This window comes from Vibrio quintilis (assembly GCF_024529975.1).
In the GTDB taxonomy this organism is placed as follows: domain Bacteria; phylum Pseudomonadota; class Gammaproteobacteria; order Enterobacterales; family Vibrionaceae; genus Vibrio; species Vibrio quintilis.
This window is the reverse complement of record NZ_AP024898.1, coordinates 788,004-805,917: the sequence shown is the minus strand read 5'-3', so window position 1 is coordinate 805,917 and position 17,914 is coordinate 788,004. Positions and strand designations below refer to the sequence as shown.

Genomic DNA, 17,914 nt, shown 5'->3' with positions numbered 1-17,914 from the left:
GCTCCATGTCCTAGTTTATCCTTGGCTTTAGGAGGCAAATATGATCACTAGTCTTGAACTTTTGGACATGCTAAAAGCAGAAGCTGACTTGCATAGCGATTATGCCGTTGCAAAATTTCTGAATGTTTCTCATCAGGCTGTATCAAGGTGGCGAAATGGTAAGGTTATGAGCGAGGAAACAGCGACAAAGATAGCAAGAATTTTAGAAATAGACGAAGACGTTATTATCTTGTCTAATATAGTTGAGAAGCAAAAAAATGAAAAAGCGAAAGCAGCCTTGTTAAAGCTAATGGCCTCCTGACCTTCTCAAAATAAGAAATGTATATTCAATGATAAACCTCTGATTTCAGAGGTTTTTTGCTTAACTTAAATAGTCGTGATTCTATGCGTTATGTTAAATGAATTGTACAAAGCATTAGGTTCTATCCGCTTCCCTATATAAAACCCCGCTATCCGTCAGCGGGGTTTTTACATAGCTTCTAATTGATAGCGACATGCGCCCAGATTATTGCATGCTGATTGTACATAACACTGGCAAGGTAATCATGGTTCTTATAATTCACTGTCATTAATACACCGTCACTATATTCGCCATCATAAGATGAGTCATTACAATTACTGGCCGCGATATCTGTCAGGTTGAAGTATGAATCGTTACGTGTGAGTTTTGCGGATACTAAACAGCTTCCATTCATGTTAAGAGTTCCTGATGATTGAATTGTCCAGACTGTACCGGTATCAGAGTCGGTATAGGTACCGGCGATTTGGGATAATGACTTAGAATTACTCCCTTTTTTATTAAACGAATAAACAATGCTTTCATCATTAAAAGTACCGGTCAAAATAGCAGCTACGTCTGTAAATGCTGCTGTCATCTTGGTCGAAGAGCTGGAGATGAATTTGTTGGTATCAGAATAAGTCAATCCCTTACTTATGTAGGTATTGTTATTTTCAACATTACCTGAAGTCGTGAGATAGACGTCTTTTCCGGCAATATCTCCAACAATTAAATTATGTGTTGTACGGCTACTGTCAATAAGCATAAAGGCAAAATCATCTGTGTTGACATAGATACCATTATGCTTCGAAAAGCCGGATACCAATGAAGAAGATGATGAGGAAGAAGAAGAGGCAGTTGCTTCATCATCATCCTGATTACCACAGGCAGTTAAGAAAACAGAAGACAGAATACACACACCAACACCTAAAGGTAGTTTCATTATTTATTCCTTTTTAGTTTTATATTTATCAGATAATGTAATTTCCGCATAACTATACTTATAAAGAACGAATCAGCAAGGCATTTATCGTATTGAGTCCTGGAGTTTAATGAGTAAAAAAAGAACGATTTTCCTGACAAAAACCGGCAACCTCAAAATATAAAACAGGAGAAATGATAAGAGTTTTACATAAAGTCTTTAAGTCTTTCTTAAGTTTGTTTCCTTACTCTATCACCTGGTACAAAACCAAAGCTGAATAAGAAAGGAAATCAACATGACTTCAAAGGCTTACCGCTGGGATATATTTGTTCGTATGACTCACTGGATGACTGCCATTCTGTTTTTGTCTAATTATTTTCTGACAGAAGAAGGCGGAGATCTGCATCGATGGTTTGGCTATGTTGTTATGGTAGTCATTTGTCTGCGGTTACTCTGGGGGGTAGTTGTAAAATCCCCTGCCCGTTTATCGGCATTTAAACCCTCAGTTAAACTGGCATCACAACACCTCCGTGAAGTTTTGAAAACCAGACAAGATCATCATGAGGGTCATAATCCTGCCGGAGCCGTCATGATCTGGGCTCTTTGGTCTTGCTTATTATTGACGGGGCTGACCGGTTGGGCAACGCAATGGGATATTTTTACCGGACAATCATGGCTTGAAGAAACCCATGAATTTTTTGCCAATCTGACCATGATCGCTGTGGCAATACATATTTCTGCTGTGGTATTCATGACTCACTGGACAAATCATAACTATATCCGGCCAATGCTACTTCAGCGTTCCAAAAGAAACAAATAATCAGAAACATTCTTAATTCTCAAAAGCCTTGTATCTTTCTGCAAGGCTTAAACCTAAAGCCGACCTTAACTCCTCTGTTTAGTTCCATTTAAAGTGATAAAAATAAATATACTGAAAATTAATATATTCAGGTAAATATTACCTTATATAGGACGGTAAATTTAACCTTTATATTTAGTATATTTAATAAATTTAACCATTTTGTATATAAAAAACTGTATGCCTGTATTTTAATTTAATATATAACTAATGTTTTATATATATATAACAACTAATCATTTTAAATCTCAATATAAAATTTGATATATTTTTCAGTACGTTATGCCTCTTCTTTGTGTTGTTCGGATATGATTATATTATTTTGAACTTTTCTTTAATTATACTGCTCTAAAATATCACTTCACTTTCATAATTAAGATGTTAATCTATGAATATTATGTTTGAAATTACATTCATATAATTCATAATTATCAATAGTTCATACGGGAGAAATGGCTTAATTATTTTCTTTATTGTCATTAGTTAACTTTTATTGGTGCAAGTATCCCAGTTGTACTATGAATATAACAAGGCATTTATTTGTCTGGTTAATATATTTTATTGCCTAAAAATTTAATTATGTATTTAAATTGTCAATATTTGGAAGGATAATGAATATAAATAATAAAAGAGCGCTCAATCAGTGCATGGCCTCCTCTGCTCAGGAAGCAATGTGGTTTGTTGATGGATTAAACTCAACCAGTAGCGAAAATGAAATAAGGATTGCGTTTAAGATTGATAGCCAGATAAATATGGATCAAATGTGTCATTTATTTGTCAATATTATTAATCAGCATTCAGAATTGAAAAGTTATTTCAGACAAGAGGACAATGGTTTAGTCAGATATATCCTGGATGATATAACACCGGATGAAGCCATCCGGTATCATGATGAAGACAGTGAAGCAGACTTCCTTCATCATACGCTATCCCAACGCTTTAACCTCACTCATGATAACTGCCTGATAAATTTGCATATAAATTGCAAGCTGTCCCTTATTGTGATTCGTGTTCATCATATTATTTCTGATTTTCATTTTGTTGAAAATATGATTCATGATTTATTCAATGGATCATCTCATCTCACTTCAAATATAAATAATCTTAATGAAAATGAATCAAATTATTTATGCGGCAAAAATTTTCATGAAGATATAGATTTCTGGAATAATTATCTTGGTCAAAAGAAAAAAATCATTGAGTTTTTACCTGAACCTTCACGACAGGAATCATTTAACGGCAGAATTGAAAAGGTACAAATAAAAACCGACCTCTATTCTATGATTAAAAAACATTGTGAAATCAGTGATATCACGCCAGCCAGATTACTGTACCAGATTTTTGCTCTCACACTGTATCGTTTAACCGGACAGGATGAGTTCTGTATTGGTTTACCGGTGAATATGAGGAAAAAATATCCTGACACCGGATATGGATACGGCATTAACGTCTTGCCGGTAATGAATCACTTTTCTCCTCAGAGTATTGTGAAAACAGTACTGCATGAAGGAAGTGAGAATATTCGTCAAGTACTACACCATGCAATGCTCCCTCTGAAAAATATTGTTGAATCCTGCTCTCCTGAACGGGTTTTCACTGCGAACCCATTATTTAACGTGTGTTTTAACTTTCAGAAAACATCTCAAAAATACGATGGAAGTTTATCATCATTACTCTATGGTTTTCAGGGAACAGATGGTTCTCATGAAATAAATGGTTCTCAGGGGAGCCATATTACAGTTGGAAAGACTCATCTCCACCCGCTCCATATAGAGCAGATTGACTGCCAGTTTGACCTGATGATGGTTGTGGAAGAAGTGAATGATGGTTTTGATATTTTTCTGCTGAATAAACATAACAAATTCAGCCGGGAATCTTCGGCAGGTATTCTTACCAATTTCGTTCACTTTGCTGATGCTTTTCTGAAACACCCGGAACAACGTATTTCTGATTTTGCTTTCAGCACAGATAAAAACCAGACACCGCTGAAAGAGAGTCTGATCCCGACACCAAAAACCTTAGTCGAATGGCTGAATGAAACAGCTGAAAAATATCCGGACCACATTGCTTTGCGGTTCAACCAGGCTGAAATGACCTACCGTCATTTATTTTCTCTGGCTAACCATCTTGCACTCGATTTGATTGAGTATGGCGTGCAGCCCGGGGATAAAGTACCGCTGTGCTTCAATCCCGGCCTTGAAATGATAGTCGCCATTCTTGCCGTTTTGAAGTGTGGCGCGTGTTATGTGCCAATTAATCCTGCTTATCCGGATACCCGTGTAACAGATATCCTTGCCGATATCCAGCCTGCAACCGGCTTGGTTGATGCGGATATCCGGCCCCGGTTTGAACCCTTACTGAACAATGTGATAACCCCTGATTTGATTGCATTGACAGATGCTTGCGGACAGGAAAGAGAAGCATTGGCCGCCAGGCTCGCTTCCATCCGGCCGGACGCAGAAGATCTGGCTTATATCATCTATACCTCAGGCTCGACCGGTAAACCCAAAGGTGTACAGATCTGTCACCGAAATGTGGTGCGTTTATTTACCACCAGTGATGCAGGGTTTGGCTTTAACGACGCTGATGTATGGACGTTATACCATTCATTTGCGTTTGATTTTTCCGTCTGGGAAATATTCGGTGCACTTCTGTACGGCGGAAAATTAGTGATCGTGCCTTATGTCACTTCCCGAAGCCCTGAGGAGTTTTCCCGCCTGGTTGATCAGGAGCAGGTGACGATCCTCAACCAAACGCCAACCGCTTTTGCCCGCTTCAGTGAAAGCAGTATCCGGAATAAATTACCACTGGCCCGCCTGAGAGCCGTTGTTTTTGGCGGTGAAGCATTAGATTTAGCCGGATTGTCGCCGTGGTATGAATGCTTTGGAGAGCGTGTCAGCTTAATCAATATGTACGGTATTACTGAAACCACAGTGCACGTTACCTACCGCCGGTTAAGCCAGCAAGATTGCCTTGAAAATAAAGGCAGTCTGATTGGCCTTCCACTGCCCGATTTAGGCGTAACGGTGATGGATTCATTTGGTCATCCGCTACCTGTTGGCTGGCCTGGTGAAATGTATATTGCAGGCGAAGGTCTGGCCAAAGGTTACTTCAACCGGGAAGCCCTGACACACGAGAAATTCATTGAAAAACCATTTGGTACAGACACGCTGCGTTTATACCGTTCCGGAGATTTGGCCCGGTTTATTAATGATCAGGAAATTGAGTATCTGGGAAGAATTGATAATCAGGTCAAAATCAGAGGATTCCGGATTGAACTGGGTGATATCAAATCAAAATTATCTCAGACAGAAGGCGTTTCCCATGCTTTCGTCACAACTGAAAAGACGGGTGATGAAACAGTCCTGCTGGCCTACTTACTCGTCAACAAAGCGTTATCTTACGAAGAAGTCATTGATAGCATCTCCTCTGAATTGCCGGATTATATGATTCCGCAACATTTCTATATCGTAAGTGAGATTCCTCTGACGGTAAATAACAAAGTTGATATGAAACGGCTGCATCAGAGCGCAACGAAATTATTGCCGTCAGTCCGGAATACAACCGCAGAATCAGAGACTGAAATTGCCGTTCAGACTGTCTGGAAACAGATCCTGGATTTGGAAGAAATCGACCTTGAAAGTGACTTTTTCTCTTTAGGCGGGAATTCCGGCTCAATTCTGAAGGTATTTAACGCGCTGGATAAACAATATAAACAGTTGTTGTCGGTTGCTGACTTGTTCAGATACAGAAACATTCAGACATTAGCCCGTTTTATTTCAGAAAAAATTTCAGAAAAACAATCCCGGACCCAAACCGGCTCACAAGCAAAAACTCCGGTTCAGCTTTCCGCAAGAGCAAAGAGAACAATCAACAAACCTACCCCCAGAAGACAACGAACTCAGCGATTAAGTGAGGTATAAAATGGACAAAAACGGTATAGAAATAGCCATCGTCGGTATGGCTGGTAAGTATCCGCAGGCAGGTAATATTGATGCATTTTTTGAGAACCTGAAACAGGGAAAAGAGTGTTTAAGCACATTTACGGATGAAGAACTCAAACAGTGTGATCCATTTTATTCACCTAAATCTGACTATGTGAAACGCGCCGGGATTATTGATAATTCAACCGGATTTGACAATAAATTCTTTAACATTCCGAACCGGGAAGCGCTGTTGGTTGATCCTCAGCAACGGGTCTTTTTACAAACAGCCTGGCATGCGCTGGAGGATGCAGGCTGTGATCCTTTGGACTATGAAGGTGAGATCGCTTTGTATGGCGGCAGCAGTTCCAATACTTATCTGACCCATCATATTTTTAATTCTGAGTATTTTCAGGAAATTGGCCAGTATCCGGTTGTGTTGGGGAACGAAAAAGATTTTCTGTGTACCCGGGTTTCTCATGCGCTGAACCTTAAAGGTCCATCCATGACGATTCAGACCGGATGTTCAACCTCTCTCGTCGCTGTCCACATGGCCTGTCAGAGTCTGTTGAACGGCGAATGCGATATGGCAATGGCGGGTGGAATTACTATCCGGTTTCCGAAAAAGTCCGGTTATAAATACCAGGATGGCGGTATTTTATCACCAGATGGTTATTGTCGTCCGTTTGATCAGGATGCCTGCGGAACCGTTGTCAGCGATGGCTGTGGCATTGTGGTTTTAAAATTACTGGAAGATGCAATCAGAGACCGCGATCAGATTTACTGCGTGATTAAAGGCTCCGCAATTAACAATGATGGTCAGGATAAGATGGGCTTTACATCACCCAGCGCTTCCGGACAATCCCGGGCGATGGCAGATGCGATTCATTTATCCGGTATTGATGCTGATCATGTTGCGTACGTAGAAACTCACGGCACCGGTACAAAACTTGGTGATCCAATTGAAATCAACGGGTTGAAAGATATCTATCACGGGAGCCGTGGTCAGAAGGTTCAGTTGGGAGCGGTGAAAGCGAATATTGGCCACACCGATACGGCGTCTGGTGTGACCGGGTTGATCAAAGTGGCACTGATGCTCAAACACCGGGTCTTGTTACCTCAGATTAATTTTAATCAGCCGAATCCACTGCTCGGGCTGGAGCATAGCCAGCTGGAAGTGAATACCCGTCTGAGAGATTGGGAAGATACGGACATCCCCCGTTATGCCGCAGTCAGCTCTTTTGGTCTGGGAGGTACAAATGCCCATATGATCCTGGAATCCGCTGATATTTACCGGCAACAACCGGTCAGAAGTGAATCACACACCTCACAGTTATTCTTATTTTCCGGCCGGACCGGACCGGATTTAATCAATAACAGTAACCAGATTGTCTCCGCAATCCGGCAGCGCCCGGAGGAAAATCTGGCCGATGTTGCCTACACCCTGGCTGTGGGAAGGCATCACTTTGAGTACAGGAAACTGATTCGGGCGACGGATGCAGAACAGCTCAGTCAGAGCCTTCAGTCGTTGTCCCAATCCATGGCGAATGATCCGGTAAAAATTAATCGAATCAAGATCTACCAGCGTCAGGAGCTGAGTCTGCCGGATGAATTTATCACAGAGAGCGATTTCGTAAATCTTGCTCCCTCTCTTGAAGGTCAGCACTTCTTACCCGGTTTATTGATGAAGCTTATCCCGGGGCAACTGGATATCGACATGGTTTATACCAATGAGTTTATTGATAAAGTCATGATTCATGGCTATTCAGCCGCCGGTAAAAAAGTTGCTGAAACCGACTTCGATATTTCCTGTTTATCTCATCAGGATGTTCAGAATCTGCTCGGCTGGTTATGGGAAAACGGTCTGGACGTCGACTGGAAAAGCATCTGTGCCGGACTGCCGGCATCTAAGGTGTCACTACCTGGTTATGTGTTCGATACAACGACATTTGAAATTGAACCCCATTTCAACCGGGAATTTAGTGCTGAAACGCTCCCTCAGGCCGGGCAGCCAGCAGAAACAGCGCTGACGTTAGAAAGCATTAAAGAGAAAATCCGGACATTATGGCTTGATGATTTAGGCGAAGAAATTCCTTCGGAAGATGCAGATATTTATGAACTATGTGGAGATTCTTTTTCTGCACTGCAAATGAATGTTGAATTAGAAGATTATTATGAAATCGCCTTATCCAACAAAACCTTTATTGAAAAAAATACCCTGGACAAGCTGGCCCGTGTGATCCATGACCTCAAACATACCGGGTCAGAATCAACACTGGATGAGCATATTGTATGTTTCCGTGAAGAAGGCCATTTGACGCCGGTCTTCCTGATCCATCCCGCAGGCGGAACCGTTATGGGATGTAAAGAGCTGGCCCGTAATTTCCCGGAAGGTTATCCGGTCTACGGTATTCAGTATCCTTTCCGGGATGAAGGCAATGATATCCTGTCGATGGTTGATCTGGCCCGTTATTACAATGAAAAAATCTCTGCACTCTGCCCTGAAGGAAACCTGATCCTCGGAGGTCACTCATTTGGTGGTAACGCGGCACTGGAAATGGCATTACAATTTGAAAAAGCAGGCCGGACGATTGAACATGTGATCATGTTTGACAGTCACCCGCCTCAGGCTTATTTCTCAAATACAGTCTTCAGTGAACAACAGTTTCTGGATTCGTTCCCTGTCATTTGCGGCATGTTATTTAATACCAAAGCCCCTTTGGCTGACATGAAAAATAACACCCTCGAAGAAGTTGTGGACTATCTCAAAGAGAAAGGCTGGATTCCCTGGGGATTCAATATTGAAGAATTCAAGCTTTACTACGAGTTGTGGCGCAGTAATCACAATACGTTACGTACTCACATGCCGGAAGATAAAATTAATGCCAACCTGGTGTTCTTTAAAGCGGAAGTATTCCAGCCACAGGAAATTCTGGATGTGCTCAATATCTCATTAATCGAAGGAACCGAGCTGGCTCAATGGCAACGCTTTGCACAGTCCATGATTCAGGAATTTGTCGTTCCGGGAACACATTACACCATGCTGGAAAAAGAAAATGTTGGTGCGATATCCGCCCATCTGAACCAGTTACTGGCAGTACCTGCTGAAGCATAAAGGAGAATGTTCATGACTGCTCAACGTACTTTACCCAAAGGACAGACACCTGCCCGCCTGAATGCCAGAGGGATTGATTTTTCTGATTATCAGAAGATTGATTACCGGATCAACCGGCGTGGCGAAGATGCCGTCGAAGTGTGCCGCTCTCTTGCGGCTCATCTGGATGACGTCGCCCGTGACAAATTATCAACCGGACATTTACTCAGCGCCTGCCAGTTGTCTTATAAGGCAGCGGCGTTATACCGGATTTCTCATTACGGTTTACTCCGGTTTGATGATGAAAAAGAAGCACTCTATCAGACAGAGTTGAAAATTTTTGCCCGTGCACTTGAACTGGATAAGCGTTTCACCGCAGAAAGAGTTGAAGTGCCTTATCAGCAGGGAAAACTGGCCGGATGGTTAATGAAGCCGGTTCATGCTGGTAATGATATTCCGGTGATCATCGCAACCGGCGGGATTACGGGGTTTAAAGAGGAAGTTCACTATGTGATCACGCATTTTCTGGCGCGTGGCATGGCGGTACTGAATATTGATGGCCCCGGACAGGGAGAAAGTTTCTATCAGCACGGTATCACGCTGGAACCTGAATCAGAAAATGCCCACGGTGTCATTATTGATTACCTGCTGCAAAGGCAGGATGTCGGCAATACGATCGGGGTTTATGGTTTATGTATGGGTGGTCTGCTGGTTGCCCGGACTGCCGTGGTTCACCACGACAAGGTTGCTGCCTGTGTCAGCATGGGCGGCGGCTATGAGCTTGTCAATCCGGTGAAAGAGCATCCGGGCTTCAATGATATTTTTTCCTATCGCGGCGGTTTGCCGATCGGTGATATGCCTGCATATCTGAGCCGTTTTAGTATGGATACTCTGTCTGCGACGGTCGAATGTCCGCTGTTGATTATTCATAACCGTCCGGACTTTTTAATTCCGTCATCGAATGTCAAACGGATTTATGAGGAAGCGGCTTCAACCGATAAACAACAAGTCTACTTCAGAGGCGCGGAACATAATGCACATAACGAAAATGCAGAAGCTTGTGCATTGGTTGCCGACTGGTTCGCCGATCGTCTTTTACATGGTGGCAAAACAGAAGTCCCTGCTGTAAACAAAATGCAGCAACCGGAACTCACCTCAGATTAGCCCCATCACCAATGATAAAGCGTGCACGGTTTCGGCTATGCACGCTTTAGCTGCACTTCCCCCGCGGCCTGATGCCAGACAGAACCTCTTTCATATTTTTTATCCGGACAGGTTTCACAGTATATTGATTGTATTGAAACAAATTCAATCTTAACAGTGGAAAAGGCCGCATCAATGATGCGACCTTTTCGTTATATCTAAGAATCTATTTTATTTCAGTCAAATATCGAATCCAGCTCTTCATTGGTCATATCAATATCAAACGCCCCGGTTTCAGAGCGGGCTTTATGATACCGGGCCAGATAGTCCGTCAGCTGTATCAGACTGTCTTTAAACTGCCCGATCATGTGTTGAATCTGAATCTCATTATATTGTTGCTGATCGCAACTGACGGTGACCATCAATCCTCCGGCTTCCCGCAACATCAGCCAGTCCAGTTCGTGCTCGCAAAGCATATCCGGATGTTGTGCCAGTCCCGGTACATCCAGATCCAGCCGGAATTCACCAGACTCAGGTGACTGATGCTCAGAAAAATCACCCAGGTAATTAAAGCTCACCTGGGGAGAGAACTGATACTGCGCATCATTATTGCCCCAGCGGGACAGCATATAAGCCAGCCCCGGCTCTGTAATTTCTCCGGCCTCTGCGGTAACTTGTTGCAGAGTCGCTTCATCCTCAGGCTGACTCTTCAGACAAAATGGATAGAAACAGGTAAACCAGCCGACAGTCCGGCTGATATTCAGCCGGGCTTTGTCAGCAGGCAGCCGGTTTCTGCCGTGCCCTTCCATGGTAATCAGATGTTCCTGACGGCCGGTCAGTACCTGCAAAGCCCGCCCAAGTGCCGTCAGATAAACATGCTCAATTTGATAAGGTGTTTGAGTCAGTTGTTCCGTTAAAGATTCGACCAGCTGATTGTCAATACAAAAAGTCTGATTCCGGCTGGTCCGGACGGTTCTGCCGGCGTTCATATTTGTGACGGAATCCCCCTCTTCCGCCAGAGATTTCCAATGCGCGTGATGTAAGTGATGCAAGATTGCAGGGTCAGATTTTAACTGCGTCAGGTGTTGGCTCCACTGACCATATGACTCCGTTTTCGGTGGCAATTGCGCCTGCGGATCGGCCAGCAGTACATTTAAGTCCTCCAGAATAATCCGCCATGACACCGTATCAATCAACAGGTGACTTGCCAGCATCAGTAATACATCATGATCTTTCAGGCGGATCAGAATCACCCGGAATAACGGCTGATCTGTGTTAAAGCCGGATTGCCATGTATTGAACTGCTGTAGTGCCATCTCATGCACCGAAGTCAGTTCCGGCTGGCTGGCAATTTCAAGCCTGAATGTCACCTCTTCACTGATTCGGTATACATACCCGCTATCCTGAGCATGAATCTGCGCCCGTAATAAGTCATGGTGTTCCAGCAGGTGCATAAATGCCTGTGTGATTCTGCCTTCATTCATGCGGCCAGTGGCATGCAGCATACAGTTCTGATTAAACCAGAACGCCTTGTCGCCAAATGTGGAGAAAGCCCAGCGCTGAACCGGACTCAGCGGAAATTCACCTGAGATTTTTCCCTGATCAATTGCTGCACATTTGTGTTTTTCAGCAACGAGTGCCAGCTGTGGAATGGTCGGATTGAGAAATATATCCCGTGTATCCAGGCTGATATTGATATCTGATAAGCCCGCTACAACCCGAATCGCACTGATTGAATCGCCGCCCAGTGCGAAGAAATTATCTTCGGCACTCACCTGAGAAATGGAAAGCACCTGCTGCCAGACACGGGCGATATCCTGTTCTATGGCAGTAGAAAGCGGCACCTGTTCAGAAACGGTTACTTCGGGAAGCGGTAATTTACTCTGGTCAACTTTTCCGTTGACCGTCAGCGGGAATGCATCAACCAGATTGATCAAATGTGGCACTGCGTAATGCGGCAAGCGGTCGGTCAGGTATTCCCTGATATTGCCCGCTTTCAGCTCCGGTTTTTGCGCAATCAAACCATCCGGATGTTGCGGAAAAACCTGCCGGTAAAATTCACTGTCCCGGAAGTGATGACTCTGATGTAATGAATGACAACAGATTGCCGTTGTTTCACCACTTTCCTGTCGTAGTTCACCGGTGATGTAAAAATCCGGATTCAGCCCGTTGTCACACAATCGTCGCTCGATCTGTAAAATCAATACATCGCCGGGTTGCACGGTTTTCGTCTGTCCGTCAAACAACGGAATATACACCGGCAGCCAGCTTTTATCCGCGAAGAGTGAATCCAGATAATTATCCTGATCGACGTACAATTGCAACCAGCAGACTAACCCGGATAACAGTGCCGGGCGGGTGATCGACAGCCGCGTTTCATGCATAGCTTCCGGTTCGACAGGTCGGGTGTAATCCAGATCTTCAAACACGCCATAATCGCTGATAACCGCCTGTTGTGGTAAGTTTTTAATACACAGACGTAAATCAAATGGTTGCCCGTTCGCTTCAAAGATCTGCCCGATATAGTGTGCCGCAATTGAGGAAAACCCGGCATACAGCGCATCGTGATCCAGAGAAACAGCCGCCAGGGATGTCAGGGTTCGCACCGGCAGCATATGAGACGGATCTTTCAGCAGATGACGACAGCTGTTAATCAGCTTCGCGGACCCTTCAGAGCCGCCGATCCCGCCGATAATTTCAGAAATACACCAGTCTGCTGTTTCAGGCAAAACTGCCTGCCGGATATCCGCGTGGATGATCTCAATCTTATCTTCCAGCCCCAGTGAGCGAACTTTCTCTGTCGCCTTCCGGTAGGTGTCTTCGAGCAATTCAATTGCATACACTTTTTTTGCGCCTGCCTGAAGTGCCAGCCGGGATAAAATGGCTTCTGATCCCGGTCCGATTTCCAGCACAATTTTATCTTTCAGATAGCGGCGGAATGCGGATAGATAGACAGCATTCCGGGCTTCATCATTCGCCATTGCGCCATACAATACATCATCATAAACATAAAATTCAGCCACCGAAGGCCACAGTTCCGGCTGTTGTTCGGGAATCACCCAGGCGGCCAGTTTTGTGCTTTCCCCGGCCTGATAACCGGCCACATGTGCTGCAGCAATGTCATGATGTGCCAGAAGATGGCTCTCAACCTCACTGGTATCAATCCTGAAGGCATTAATCTTCACCTGATGATCATTTCGTCCGGTATAAATCAGTCGTCCTTCCCGATCCCGGTAAGCCAAATCGCCGGTTTTATACATCCGGGTTTGTCCGGTAAAAGGTTGTAAAGACGTCGGTACATCAACAAATGCCAGTGATGTCGCCCGGGCATCATTGAGATAACATAGCGCCAGCCCTTCGCCGGCAATCCAGATTTCACCGGGAACACCAACCGGTGCTAAACAGAGATCATCAGTGACAATCCACAATTCAGTATTGGCAACCGGCTGGCCGATAGATACCACCGATTCCTGATTAATCTGCTGTGCAGAAACCGCTTCAATGCTCGCACAGACTGAAATTTCAGTCGGCCCGTAAGCATTGAAGACATCGAGCGACTGACTGTAATGCAGCATGTCTTTTGCGTCAGCGGCTTCTCCGGCTGTAATCAGGGTTTGCAGTCCGGATAAATCCGGTTGATTTAACGCCTTGAGATAAACCGGTGGCAGTGTGACGGTGCTGATTTGCTGGTCCCGGAGATATTGCAGAAAACGCTGTGGCTGTTCGATGGTCTGCTGATCAATCAGAACCAGCCGTGCGCCGCTGAACAGCGCCATAAAGATATTTGCCAGCGATGCATCAAACGATAAAGATGCAAACTGTAGTACCCGGCTCTCAGGAGTCACCTGAAACGCCTCGATCTGGGCCAGAGACATGTTCACAAAACCGTGATGGGCGAGCTGAACGCCTTTCGGTGTGCCGGTGGAACCTGAAGTGTAAATGATGTAGGCCGGCGCCTCCGGATCGATTGCAGGCAAAGGGATTGAGGATGTGACAGCGTCACTGGTGATGCTATGATTGATGTCACGACTCAACTCGTCCGGGGAAAAACAGCCGATCTCCGCAGGTAACAGCGCACAAAATGAAGCTTCTGTGCAGATAACCTTGCAGCAGCCGCTGTGATTCAGCTGATAACAGATTCGCTCCTGCGGCAGCGCCATATCCAGCGGCATATACACACAGCCCGCCATGAGCGTGCCCAACATGGCAACAATACTGGATGTGTGGCGGTTATAAGCCACGGCAACGACATCGCCGGGCTGGCATCCGCCCGCCAATAGTCCCTGAGCCTGATACTGAGCGGTGGTGACTAACTGCTGGTATGTGATTTTCTGACTGCCATCACTGAGTGCAATTGCGGAAGGAAACTGCTGACTGACTTCAGTCAGCAGAGACGGAATGGAATGCGGTGTCCGGGAAATCACCGGCCCGGTGCTCCACTGCCGGAGTTGACGTAACTCATCTGCCGGTAAAATATTCAGATTGCTTAACGCCTGCCCGGTATCTTTGTCCTGGCCGGAATACTGAATCATCCCTTCAATGACCTGTGCAAAGTGCGCGCCGTAGCGCTGTATACGGCCCGGGGAAAAGATATCGCTGTTGTAGTTAATGTCGAGTAATAATCCCTGCTCATCTTCCTGAATATGGAAGAGTAAATCACACCGGCTGATGTCCCACTGGCTGCTCTTTTCGACCGGAATCAACGCGGTATCACCCAGACGGGGCGCAGCGACCTCAAAGTTTTGCATCACCAACATGACGTCAAAGACTGAAGAGCGGGAAATATCGCCGGAAATATCTAAATCCTCAATCAGCGCTTCATAAGGATACTGCTGATGTGCAAGTGCTTCATTAATACAATTCGCGGTCTCTTCAATCGCTTTTGTAACCGGCGCCTGCGGATCAAGGGTCTGGCGCAGCGCCAGCGTATTCACATAATAGCCAATCTGTTCATTCAGCTCCGGATGCAGGCGTCCGGCCACCGGTGAACCAATCACCACGTCTTTCTGACCGGAATAACGATACATCAGGGTTCTGACTGCCAGCATCAGCAACGTAAACAGGCTGACTTTGTGCTGTTTCGCCAGCCGGTTCAGACCATCACTCAATAAGGGTGACAGTGAAACCCGTTCGGTTTTCCCGCTGAATGTCCGCATGGCCGGGCGCGGATAATCCCTCGGCAGTTCCAGCACCGGTAACGGTGCTGCCAGATGATTTAACCACCATGCCCTGCTTTCCTGCCCGGATGTTGCCTGCATCTGATGCTGCTGCCAGACCACATAATCTTTAAACTGTAACCGGAGCGGCTCGTTGGTTGCCGGTTGCTGATGACGACACGCCTGATATTCATCAGCCAGTTCTTTGATGAAGTTTGTCAGTGACCAGCCATCACAAATAATATGATGGATGTTAAATAAGAACAGCTGCTGACCGGATTGCAGACAGCTGCAGACGGCCACCCGGATTAATGGCCCCTGCTGCAGGTCAAAACTCAGATGCTGATTCTCATCACTGAGCTGCTGAATCACGGTGTCGCTGAGTTGATCATAGGGATGATGCTCAACCTGAAATGCCATTTGCGGCTGAACCCGCTGCCAGACTTTTCCCTCTTTTTCAAAGAACACCGTCCGGAGCGATTCATGGCGGTCAATCAAGCGCTGACAGGCCTGATTGAGGGCCGAAATATCAATTGTGCCTTCAACCAGATACTCTTCGGGCAGGTTGTACACATGAATCCCCGGATACATTTTATGCAATGTCCATAACCGCTCCTGCGCCGCAGTTGCCGGGTAAGCCTCCTGCTCTGGTGCCGGTGGAATGGTGACATAAGCCTGTTGCTCCTGCTGCGATAACAGCGCGGCAATGGCCTGAATCCGGGAGTCGGCCAGCCATTGTTTGATACTGATTTCCTGCCCGAATGCTTTATAAATGGCTGACAGAACCCGCATCATCTTGAAAGAGTCACCGCCAAGATCAAAGAATTCAGTGGCGACACACACGTTTCTCAGTCCCAGAATTTCAGACCAGATCTGAGAGAGCTTTTCTTCAGCCGGTGTTTGTGGTGCAACAATATCCTGACTGGCATAAAGCATCGCTTCCGGTTCCGGCAGTGCTTTGCGGTTAATCTTGCCATTGATCAGGGTCGGAAACTGCGGTAAATGCACGAAATGCGCCGGGATTAGCGCCTCACCAAGCCGGGCGGATAATGCCTGACGAATCTCAGCTGCCGTCATCGTTTCCGGCAGGTTTTCTTTGCAGTTGTAATAACAACACAGGGTTTTCTGGTGATCTTTTTCAATCGCTTTGACTGCCACCTGATTGAGTCCGTCAATACTGCGACAGGCCGCTTCGACCTCACCCAGCTCAATCCGGACGCCATTCACCTTGACCTGATTATCCAGCCGCCCCAGACACATGATCTCGTCATTGTCGAGATAGCGACCTAAATCACCGGTTTTGTATAAAATATCGGGCAGTTCATGTTGCAGCGGGTTTTGCACAAACACTGCTCTGGTGGCGGCTTCATCCTGTAAATACCCCAGACTGCGGTAAGGCGTCCGGATATAAATTTCACCGATAGAACCGGGCCCGCACAACTGCTGCCCGCTGATAATCAGTACATTGGTTTGCGGTAACGGCTGCCCGATAGCCACCATACCCTCGCCTTTTTCATTCTGATCAATGACATGAAATACCTTCGCCAGGGTTGTTTCCGTCGGGCCGTAAAGATTGACCAGAGAAATATGGGCACCGCCAGCCTCACGCCAGGCGGAAACATCCTCATAATACAAAGGTTCACCTGCCAGCAGGATGCGTTTTAATGCCGGTAGTTTCTGGTGGTGTGTTGCCGGTATGTCCTGCTGCCGGAGTGCTTCTGTCATCAACCTGAACACCGAAGGAACACAGTGAACATGGGTGACACCGGCCTGTCCGAACCAGTCCAGTAACCGGTGTACCTGCCGGCGGATTTCTTCGGTTGGCACTGCGACTGTGCCACCGGATGTCAGTGGTAACAGGATATCCCGCAAACTAACATCGAAGGTGATCGGTGCGAGCCAGGAACAGACATCTTCTGGCCCGAAGGCGAAAGTCTCTCTTTCCCATTTGAGAAAATGTGCCAGCCCTTTATGTTGTCCGGTTACCGCTTTGGGTAAACCGGTTGAGCCGGAGGTAAACATGATATAGCAGGGATCAGCCCCTTTGACGGCAATCCCCGGGTTTTTATCGAACTCCGGCTGCTGACATTTTGTGTCATCATAATTGGCATCAAGGGTGAAAAGGCCCGGATAGTTTGCCGGTAAAACCGCCTTATCTCCGGCGTACAGCACAGTGTTGATCTGTGCTTTTTCCAGTAAATACTTCAACCGGTCTTCCGGCAGGCGCGTATCAAGCGGCACAAAACATTTCCCGGCTTTACCACAACCAAGCATCGCTGCAACATAAGCGGCTTCACTGTCAATCAGAATACCGGAATGAAAAGACAGCTGCGGTGCTGTGAGTTGCCGGGCAATCGTATTACTCCAGCGGTTCAGCTGGCGGTAGGTAAAATTCTGTGTTCCGGTGTTGAGTGCGATGTGTTCAGGATGGCGGCTCACCTGATCTTCAAACTGTTCAAAATAAGCGTGACGTGACATGACGTTGTTTCCCCAGAATATTCTTGTAATCGTCCGGTGACAAACCGACAGCTGCTCTGGTT

Annotated in this window: 7 protein-coding genes; 5 read left to right on the top strand and 2 right to left on the bottom strand. The window is 45.8% G+C overall.

The features are described from left to right. Positions 1–40 precede the first annotated feature (40 nt). The gene (locus tag OC443_RS22075) at positions 41–301 is read left to right on the top strand and encodes a helix-turn-helix domain-containing protein (protein WP_073579376.1); all 261 of its coding nucleotides are present in this window, start codon (positions 41–43) and stop codon (positions 299–301) included. Positions 302–479: 178 nt separating this feature from the next. Here OC443_RS22075 and OC443_RS22070 read toward each other — a convergent pair whose 3' ends face one another. After that, entirely contained in the window at positions 480–1,220 is a 741-nt protein-coding gene (locus tag OC443_RS22070) for a hypothetical protein (protein ID WP_073579375.1), read from the bottom strand. A gap of 274 nt (positions 1,221–1,494) precedes the next feature. On the opposite strand from OC443_RS22070, the gene OC443_RS22065 reads away from it, so the two are divergent. The 4 genes from OC443_RS22065 (at position 1,495) to OC443_RS22050 (ending at position 10,239) form a co-directional block, all read left to right on the top strand. Next, entirely contained in the window at positions 1,495–2,019 is a 525-nt protein-coding gene (locus tag OC443_RS22065) for a cytochrome b/b6 domain-containing protein (RefSeq protein WP_073579374.1), read from the top strand. Positions 2,020–2,669: 650 nt separating this feature from the next. After that, complete coding sequence (locus tag OC443_RS22060; protein ID WP_073579373.1) at positions 2,670–5,981, top strand: non-ribosomal peptide synthetase; 3,312 nt, start codon at positions 2,670–2,672, stop codon at positions 5,979–5,981. A gap of 1 nt (position 5,982) precedes the next feature. Continuing rightward, a complete protein-coding gene (locus OC443_RS22055) occupies positions 5,983–9,096 on the top strand; it encodes a type I polyketide synthase (RefSeq protein WP_073579372.1) in 3,114 nt (1,037 codons plus the stop codon). Between the two features lie 12 nt (positions 9,097–9,108). After that, positions 9,109–10,239, top strand: a complete 1,131-nt coding sequence (locus OC443_RS22050; protein ID WP_073579371.1) for an alpha/beta hydrolase family protein — start codon at positions 9,109–9,111, stop codon at positions 10,237–10,239. Between the two features lie 215 nt (positions 10,240–10,454). Here the strand turns inward: OC443_RS22050 and OC443_RS22045 are convergent, their stop codons facing one another. Beyond that, the gene (locus OC443_RS22045) at positions 10,455–17,852 is read right to left on the bottom strand and encodes a non-ribosomal peptide synthetase (protein ID WP_073579370.1); all 7,398 of its coding nucleotides are present in this window, start codon (positions 17,850–17,852) and stop codon (positions 10,455–10,457) included. Positions 17,853–17,914 lie beyond the last annotated feature (62 nt).

Bases quoted from the DNA above. Each gene is read 5' to 3' on its own strand.
- OC443_RS22075 (WP_073579376.1), top strand. From the start codon at position 41: ATGATCACTAGTCTTGAACTTTTGGACATGCTAAAAGCAGAAGCTGAC.
- OC443_RS22070 (WP_073579375.1), bottom strand. From the start codon at position 1,220: ATGAAACTACCTTTAGGTGTTGGTGTGTGTATTCTGTCTTCTGTTTTC.
- OC443_RS22065 (WP_073579374.1), top strand. From the start codon at position 1,495: ATGACTTCAAAGGCTTACCGCTGGGATATATTTGTTCGTATGACTCAC.
- OC443_RS22060 (WP_073579373.1), top strand. From the start codon at position 2,670: ATGAATATAAATAATAAAAGAGCGCTCAATCAGTGCATGGCCTCCTCT.
- OC443_RS22055 (WP_073579372.1), top strand. From the start codon at position 5,983: ATGGACAAAAACGGTATAGAAATAGCCATCGTCGGTATGGCTGGTAAG.
- OC443_RS22050 (WP_073579371.1), top strand. From the start codon at position 9,109: ATGACTGCTCAACGTACTTTACCCAAAGGACAGACACCTGCCCGCCTG.
- OC443_RS22045 (WP_073579370.1), bottom strand. From the start codon at position 17,852: ATGTCACGTCACGCTTATTTTGAACAGTTTGAAGATCAGGTGAGCCGC.